The organism is Aquimarina sp. I32.4 (assembly GCF_002924285.1).
Classification (GTDB): domain Bacteria; phylum Bacteroidota; class Bacteroidia; order Flavobacteriales; family Flavobacteriaceae; genus Aquimarina.
The window spans coordinates 1-7912 of record NZ_PGUB01000148.1; the positions used below are offsets into that span (position 1 = coordinate 1).

8 protein-coding genes are annotated in these 7912 nt (G+C 30.1%); all 8 read left to right on the plus strand.

Annotated features, from left to right (window positions below; all coding sequences use genetic code 11):
• The first annotated feature begins 86 nt into the window (after window positions 1-86).
• A complete protein-coding gene (locus CVD18_RS20405) occupies window positions 87-395 on the plus strand; it encodes a transposase (RefSeq protein ID WP_369858876.1) in 309 nt (102 codons plus the stop codon).
• A 27-nt stretch (window positions 396-422) separates the two neighbouring features.
• Window positions 423-1247 (plus strand): helix-turn-helix domain-containing protein, encoded by an 825-nt coding sequence (locus CVD18_RS20410; RefSeq protein ID WP_103867340.1) that lies wholly within the window; start codon window positions 423-425, stop codon window positions 1245-1247.
• Between the two features lie 112 nt (window positions 1248-1359).
• On the plus strand, window positions 1360-3000 hold the full coding sequence (locus CVD18_RS20415) for a serine hydrolase (RefSeq protein WP_158250524.1): 1641 nt from the start codon (window positions 1360-1362) through the stop codon (window positions 2998-3000).
• 226 nt (window positions 3001-3226) lie between these two features.
• The gene (locus tag CVD18_RS20420; protein WP_103867342.1) at window positions 3227-4054 is read left to right on the plus strand and encodes a LytTR family DNA-binding domain-containing protein; all 828 of its coding nucleotides are present in this window, start codon (window positions 3227-3229) and stop codon (window positions 4052-4054) included.
• Window positions 4055-4169: 115 nt separating this feature from the next.
• Complete coding sequence (locus CVD18_RS20425) at window positions 4170-4820, plus strand: CPBP family intramembrane glutamic endopeptidase (RefSeq protein WP_103867343.1); 651 nt, start codon at window positions 4170-4172, stop codon at window positions 4818-4820.
• A gap of 295 nt (window positions 4821-5115) precedes the next feature.
• Complete coding sequence (locus CVD18_RS20430; RefSeq protein ID WP_103867344.1) at window positions 5116-6321, plus strand: GTP-binding protein; 1206 nt, start codon at window positions 5116-5118, stop codon at window positions 6319-6321.
• 121 nt (window positions 6322-6442) lie between these two features.
• Window positions 6443-7057, plus strand: a complete 615-nt coding sequence (locus CVD18_RS20435; protein WP_103867345.1) for a hypothetical protein — start codon at window positions 6443-6445, stop codon at window positions 7055-7057.
• A 280-nt stretch (window positions 7058-7337) separates the two neighbouring features.
• Window positions 7338-7754, plus strand: coding sequence for a Crp/Fnr family transcriptional regulator (locus CVD18_RS20440; RefSeq protein WP_233194606.1), 417 nt, complete (start codon window positions 7338-7340; stop codon window positions 7752-7754).
• Window positions 7755-7912 lie beyond the last annotated feature (158 nt).

A 7912-nucleotide genomic window follows, 5' to 3' on the forward strand; every position in this document is an offset into this window, starting at 1 on the left:
GTTGAATTAGAATTTTATAAACTTAAAAATACAGCATAGGTCTTAGAAAAATTGTCCGAATTTCTCTTGCAAGTCCAGGGAAAGCAATGACCTATTTTGTGAACCAATATCATAAACTCCAGAATATATTTCTGGATGGAAAAATAGAACTAGATAATAACAAAATAGAAAATGCCATAAGACCAATGGCTATAGGTAGAAAAAACTATCTATTCTGTGGATCACACAAAGCAGCACAAAATACAGCAATGCTGTATTCTTTCTTTGGAAGTTGCAAAATGCAAAACATAAATCCAAGAGAATGGCTCGCTAATACCTTAGAAAAAATACCAGATCATAGCATACAAAAATTAGAAGAATTACTACCTGGATATCAAGAAAATTCTATATTGTAGTTGCTCGGATGCATACAGCAAAAAAGGATGAACGAACTTAAAAGAGGAGATTTTTTTGGGACTCACTATCAAAAACTAAATTTTGAGGAGTTCACAATAACTGATACAGAATATACACATCACAAAGTTGATTGGCATTTTCACGAAAACCCTTATTTTACATATCTTTTGCAAGGAAAACTTTATGAAGCTAATAAAAAGGAAGAATATTATTTAGAACCTGGCAGTTTACTGTTTCATAATTGGCAAGATTCTCATCACAATATAAAACCCAAAGACTATACGCGGGGCTTTCACATTGAATTTAATTCAGACTGGTTTTTAAAACACAATATTTCTTCAATGGACTTCGAAGGAAGTCTTAACTTAAAGAATCCAATCATTAAAAACCTAATGAATAAAGTTTTTATAGAAACTAAAATTAATGACAATCAAAGCCAATTAAGTATAGAGTTATTAATGATTGATATTTTTGACAAAATAAAAACTCAAGAAACCGATAAACAAATAAAGAAACCTGAATGGGTAAAAAAAACTCAAGAAATCCTTTTAGAAACAGAAACAAATTATACACTTGATTTGTTGAGTAAAGAATTAAATATTCATCCTGTTCACCTTTCAAGAGAATTCCACAGATATTTTGGAACTACATTTGGACAATATATAAGGCGGTTAAAGCTAAATAAGGCTATAACATTAATTTCATCAAATAAATTATCAATGACAGAGATTTGTTATAAGTGCGGTTTTTATGACCAGAGTCATTTTATATCAACCTTTAAACAAATTTATAAAATCACTCCTTCCAACTTCAATAAAAAATCTAACAACGTTAAAAATATACAATTATAATAATTGTTGTAGCCTCATCTTTGCACTTCAATCAAACTAAATCAAAATGAGATTACATAATTTTCTACTACTTTTTCTATCGTCCTTAATTTCTTTCTTAAATGCTCAAAATATGGAAAATTACACAAAAGGTTGGGAAGGACAATTTAATACTTCAAAAACATTAAACTTTACAGTTGAAATTGAAAATTTAAATACTGATAACTCCGTTTTTAGAATTTCTAACGACCGTTCTTTTATTAACCAAACATTTCCCAACAATACTAACTTAATTGATATTTTCATAAATGAGAGGCTCTCTTTTACGGGAGAATTAAATAAAGATAAATCTACCATCAATGGTTTTATAAAGTCTGGTTTTTTTCTATATCATATTAAGTTAACCAAGAAAAACAGCCAAACTTATACTGGGAAATGGAATATTTTTATAGTTGATGAATTAAAATCTAAGTCTTTCTACTTAAGTGTAGAAAATGGTTCTCGAGAAAATTATGAAGCCTATCCTATATTTGGTGATAATCGGTTTACAGGAACATGGTGTAGTGATTTCAAAAAAAATAAAAATGTCATTTTCTTTACAGATTTAAAAACAGGATTAAGCTTTAAAGGACTACTGGGTGAATCAAAAATTTTATTAGACGTATATCTTGCCAATAAATTGGTCACTCAAATAGAATTGACACCTTCAAAAGAAGATTGGAAAATTGGACAGTTTAAAGCAAACAATACTCCTAAAACTCCCAAGCTTTTAAATGATGGTTGGAAGGTTTCAACATCAAAGCATTTAAACAACGAAATGCTCCATAAAATGGAAGATTCTATTAATTCCAATGCACTTGAAAATACTCACAGTGTATTAATCGTCAGAAAAGGAAAACTAATTTATGAAAATTACTTTTCAGGATATAATAGCTCCATTCCTCACGATATGCGTTCAGCCTCTAAAAGTATTTCATCAGCAATTATTGGAATTATCATCGATAAAAAAATGATAGCTGATGAAAATGAAAAACTCTTTGATTTTCTACCAGAAAAACACAAAACCACAATGGATACTCTCAAAAAAGAAATATCAATTCATAGCTTACTTACAATGAGTTCTGGATTAGATGCTATTGATTTTGGTATAAAAAGAAAATCATACGCAACTGAAAATAATTATCAACAACAAAAAGACATCACAAAATATATTTTAGAAGCGCCTATGCTTTACAGACCTAATTTACATTCAAATTATGGGTCGGCTAACCCATATTTATTAGGTATTATTGCTAATTCAGTTATTTCAGAACCTCTGGAATTATTTATGGATAAAACTTTGCTTCAAAAATTAGAAATATCGAATTACATCATCCAATCTGATGGACACGGAGTTCCTTATTTTGGTGGAGGTATGTATTTAACTCCTCGTGATATGTTAAAATTTGGACAATTGTACCTTTGTGAAGGTAAATGGAAAAATAAAAGAGTTATATCAAAGGAATGGGTCAAAAAGTCCTTTAAAAATTATCACATTTTGGAAAACACTCTTGATAAAAATGGTTACGGCTATTTATGGTGGCATAAAATCTATAATGTAGATGGTCGATTAATAAAATCAATAGAAGCTAGAGGTGCAGGGGGCCAGTATATCTTTGTCATTCCAAAATTAAAAACTGTTGTTGTTATTACATCTTCAAATTTTAGAAATGGTAAATTTCAACAGCCTGAAAACATACTGGAGAATTATATATTACCTTCAATATTGAATTAAAAAGCCAGCACCTCACATAGTACAGTTTAGGCTTACTAAAAAGTCTGTGTTTATTTATAAAGACGCCAGATATAAAATTTGATGTTTTGTTTAAAAAAGATAAAAGCAATATATTTATATTTGGCTTAGTACCAACTCGAAACGTATTGCTTATCGCCTGCCCTATGTTTCTTATACGAGAGATGTCAGACTGTCTAAAAACCAAGACGATAGATTAAAATTTTCAATGAAAGCAATAATTCTTTTTTTTAAACAAAATATTAATTTTTTAAATTTTTGGGTTAGAAACGGTTTTATACTTGTAATATTTTCTATTTTGGTTAACCACCTTACTGAGCCAGAAAATTTTCCACTAAATAAATCCTACAAATTCCCTTGGTTTCCTATTGTTGTTTCAATTATTGCAGGAAGTATCGTACTTATTATTGCTAGCTTTAATTTCAAATATTTCAGAAACAAATACTTCACTAAAAAAGTTAACACACAAATACTATTACATTTCCTATTTTCAACTTTAGGTTATATTACCATACTATATATTCCTTTATATTATGGTTTAAATGGTTTGATTAATGGAACTGAATCATATAGTATTTATCATCTACTAACGGGGTTTTCAATCTCCCTACTAATGTGCACTCTTGCAATTGCTCTTTTATTTTCAAAAGATATTTATAATCTTCACAAGCTTATCTCCATAAAAGGTACACTTAAAGTTCAACAAGGAGGTAAAATAACCTTGGTTAAGTATCCTGAAATTGCCTTTATATATAGTGAAAACAAAATAGTATATATTGTAAAAACTGATGGAACTACAATTAGTACAGATTTTACTTTAAATGAAGTTGAAAGTAAAATTAGCGAACAGAGTTTTTTTAGAGCAAATAGGCAAATAATTCTTCATGCTCGTTCTATAGAACAAGTACAATCAATAGAAAATGGAAAACTATCTGTATTACTCAAATCTTCCTTTTCAGATAAAAAGACTTCTCAAATAAATATAAGTAGATATAAGAGACAAGCATTTATGGATTGGTTTGATAAGAAATTATAAATTAAGGTTGATTATTCAGGCACTCTTTTGATACCATTCAGTAAAAGTTACTGTTTTTCAACAGTTTTTCTTACTTGATCGTTGTTATTTCGTTTAAAATTCAAAAACGAAAAAAATGAACAAAACTTCTTTAAAAACGAAAATAACGCCTATAGTTACTATTATTCTTTGCTGCTTATTATATCTGTCAGGATATTATAAAATGATTATAGCTGCATTATTAATGGTAATAGCAAGTGCCGTAGTACACAAAAAAGATCTCTTTAAATCTTTAGGTTTTCAGCGTGAAAAATTCAACATAAAAAATCTATTAATCATAGCTCCAATATTTGGTGCAGCAATTTATCTATTTTATTACTATATCTTGGTACCAAGTGTTACTTACCTTACAGGAGAACCCATTGACTTTTCTGTGTTCAAACCCTATAAAGGTGATTTACCAGCAACACTTAATTTACTTGCTCTTATTTGGGCATCAGCCGCGTTTGCCGAAGAAATTGTATTTAGAGGGTATCTAATGAGGCAGTTTACAAAATTTTTTGGTTCAAGCAACATAAGTCTTGTGATCAATATTCTACTCTTTGGATTTATTTTTGGCTGGGTACACGCATATCAAGGAATAAGTGGACAAATCGTGTCAGGTATTACAGGTATGCTTCTTGCCATTATTTTTCATCTCCGTAAGAACGATTTATGGTTCAACATCGCTGTTCACGGTTTTATTGATACCATTGCTTTAATCTTCATATATTACGGATGGTTGTAAATTATAATACGTACTAAACCTATGTATAATAACGTATCAGAAAACATAAAACTTTTGAGCTTAATTAAAAGGTTTTTGTTTATTTGCAAAATCACCAAATATAAAACTTAACGTTTACGAAAAATGATAAAAGTAAAATATTTATATTTGGCTTAGTACCGATCCAAAACGTATTGTTATCAAATGCCCTACGCTTCTTATACAAGACATTGTATCTTATAAAAAAGAACGCCTATGCAATCTAACAAATTAGAAATAAAAACGAAGAGCCATTACTAATTCTAAACAAACATCAATGAATACATCCAGAAAGATCCCAGTTGTCATCCTTAATGGATTTCTTGGATCAGGTAAAACAACCCTGTTTAGAAATTTTCTATCTCAATCAAAAAAAAAGAACATACCTGTTTGTGCCATTGTAAATGATATGAGCGAACTTGATGTAGATGGTGAATTATTAGGAAACACTGATGCGGTTGAAGAAGATAATAGTATCTTAGAATCCATTCACTCCTGCGTGCTAAGTAGCAAAAAAGGGATAGAAAAACTTGATCAAGCAATTCAAAAATTGCTATCAAATCAAAATCCAGAATTGATCATCATTGAAACCTCTGGAAGCTGCCACCCTATGCCTCTTGTAGAATATTTCAAGGAACAGTCAAAAGTTAAACTTATTGGAGTATTTGCCCTTGTAGACAGCTTAATGCTAAGCCACGACTTTAACTATGGCGAAAGCCTAATCCCCAGATTGCAAAACAACTTGAAGACTGGAAAACGAGACACCGTAAACTTGTTGGTCGAGCAAATCATGTTCTGCAGTCACCTATTCCTTACCAAGAGTGATCGAATAGAAAAAGATAAATTACCACATATTGCATCATTTATTCAAAACATAAATCCCTATGTTTCTACACATTCGGTGCTCTTTGGTAAACTAGGCATTGAATCGTTGTTTGAACTTCAAGAGTACGATTACTTTAAAGTCGCTCAGTTAGTTGAGGAATTAAAACCTGTTTTAGCATCTGAAGCGCAAGAAGATAGACCTTATAATTTAGCAACCAGAGTAATAAAAGATGATCGTCCATTTCATCCACAACGTCTGTGGAACATTTGTCATGAATACCTAGATCGAAGAATCTATCGAAGTAAAGGGTTTTTCTGGCTCGCAAGCCGAGATAAATATTCAATGCTCTGGAATCAAGTAGCTGGCGGAATTAATTTGGAGATAATTGGATCTTGGCGATCAGGAATTGTTGAAGATGAAAACCATGGTCTTTCTGAAATGGAAATAACTATGCTTAAGGAAATGTTAGCAAAAGAATCTGGACGTTTTGGTGATCGTCATTGCGATCTAACCGTTATTGGAGACGAATCACAAGTAGATCAATTTACTGATGCTTTAGAATCTTGTTTTCTTTCTGATAAAGAGATAGAACTTTGGAGTGCTGGTCATCAATTTGAAGACCCATGGCCAAAAAACATAGTAAAGATGGTAAATTAAGTACTTAAATGAAAATGAATTGTATAAATTTAAGATCAATTATTATATAAAAAATAGTGTGTAGACATACATTTCTTTTCATATACATACACCTTGTGTGTCATACAACAAACCCTCTTTAATGAACAAAGTCACAAAAAATATTTTAAAATATCTTATTGAATTAATCATTGTAACCTTTGGTGTTTTTTTAGGAGTTTATTTTAGCAATATAAATGCAGAAAACAAGACCAAAGCAGACAAAGAAAAAACGCTAGAAATAATTGTTAAGGAATTAGAGTATAATCAAGAATTGTTGAAAGAATACATTGATTATCACGAAGAGTTAAAAGTTCAAATTGACAGTATAATTCCTTCTTTAAGAGATGAAGATAGATTTTTACCCTTGGCGATAGATAATAAATTTAAATTCAATAAAATTAAAGGATGGAAAGGGTTTCAATTTGCTAGGCTACAAAAAACAGCATTTGAAGGAGCTAAAATTAGTGGAATACTTAAAGAATTTGATATTGAACTAATTCAAAAAATATCGAGTTCTTATGAATTACAAGAAACTTATATTGATTTTGGGACATCAATTTTAAACAAAGCAATAGATATGAATTCATCTACAAAGGTTATTGATGTGATAGGTATAATAACATTAACAACATCTGACTTACTTAATATGGAAAAAGGACTAAGTCAAGGATTAGAAAAAACCATCGCAGAATTAAAAACACTACACAATAACTAAGCAAATAGAGTGATAAGTACTCAATTTAAAAGCTAGGTTATGTTTACAAACACTGCCAAATATTTTGTTTGGCTTTACAAAGAAAAAAAGAAAAGAAAAAAATTGGTTCAGGCAAAACCGAAAGTTCAGTAATTTTAATTACCGTACCAACCATAGGCGAGATCGTTGTATCTCATTCACTACACTTTAAAATAAAGATTAATTCATATTGATAGCATCAAAAAAAATAAAAAATAAAACAATACTTCAGAAAAAAGGACAATTCTGCACTAAAATCTATATGGTAAAATCAGGTTTACTGCGTAGTTACACAATCGATAATAAAGGTAAAGAACATATCTTAATGTTTGCGCCAGAAGACTGGATTATAACAGATAATACTCCTCCTGAGCAACCAGGAGAATTATATATTGATGCTCTTGAAGATTCAGAAATTATTATTCTAGAAAAAGGGAAAGAAGACAAAATAGACTTACAAAAAATACTCAATCGATTAAATGCTTTGCAAAAAAGAATCGTAATGATGATGAGTGCTACCGCCATTGAACGATATGAATACTTTATTCATACTTACCCAAATGTTACCCAACGCATACCTCAACTCATGATTGCCTCTTACCTAGGTATTACTCCAGAAGCACTTAGTAAGGTAAAAAGTAATCGTAAAAAATCTATTAAAAATCTTAACCTAGATTAATGCACAGAACGTTTTGAACTTATAATTTTGGATTTCTTAAAAGCTATTAAATCTAATTCATAATGAATAAATGTATTTGGGTGGATATTCTATGGATACTGACCCCCATTCTGGTCATATTGACCCCTCTGTAGCTTTTGGTCTTAAAAAGATATGTT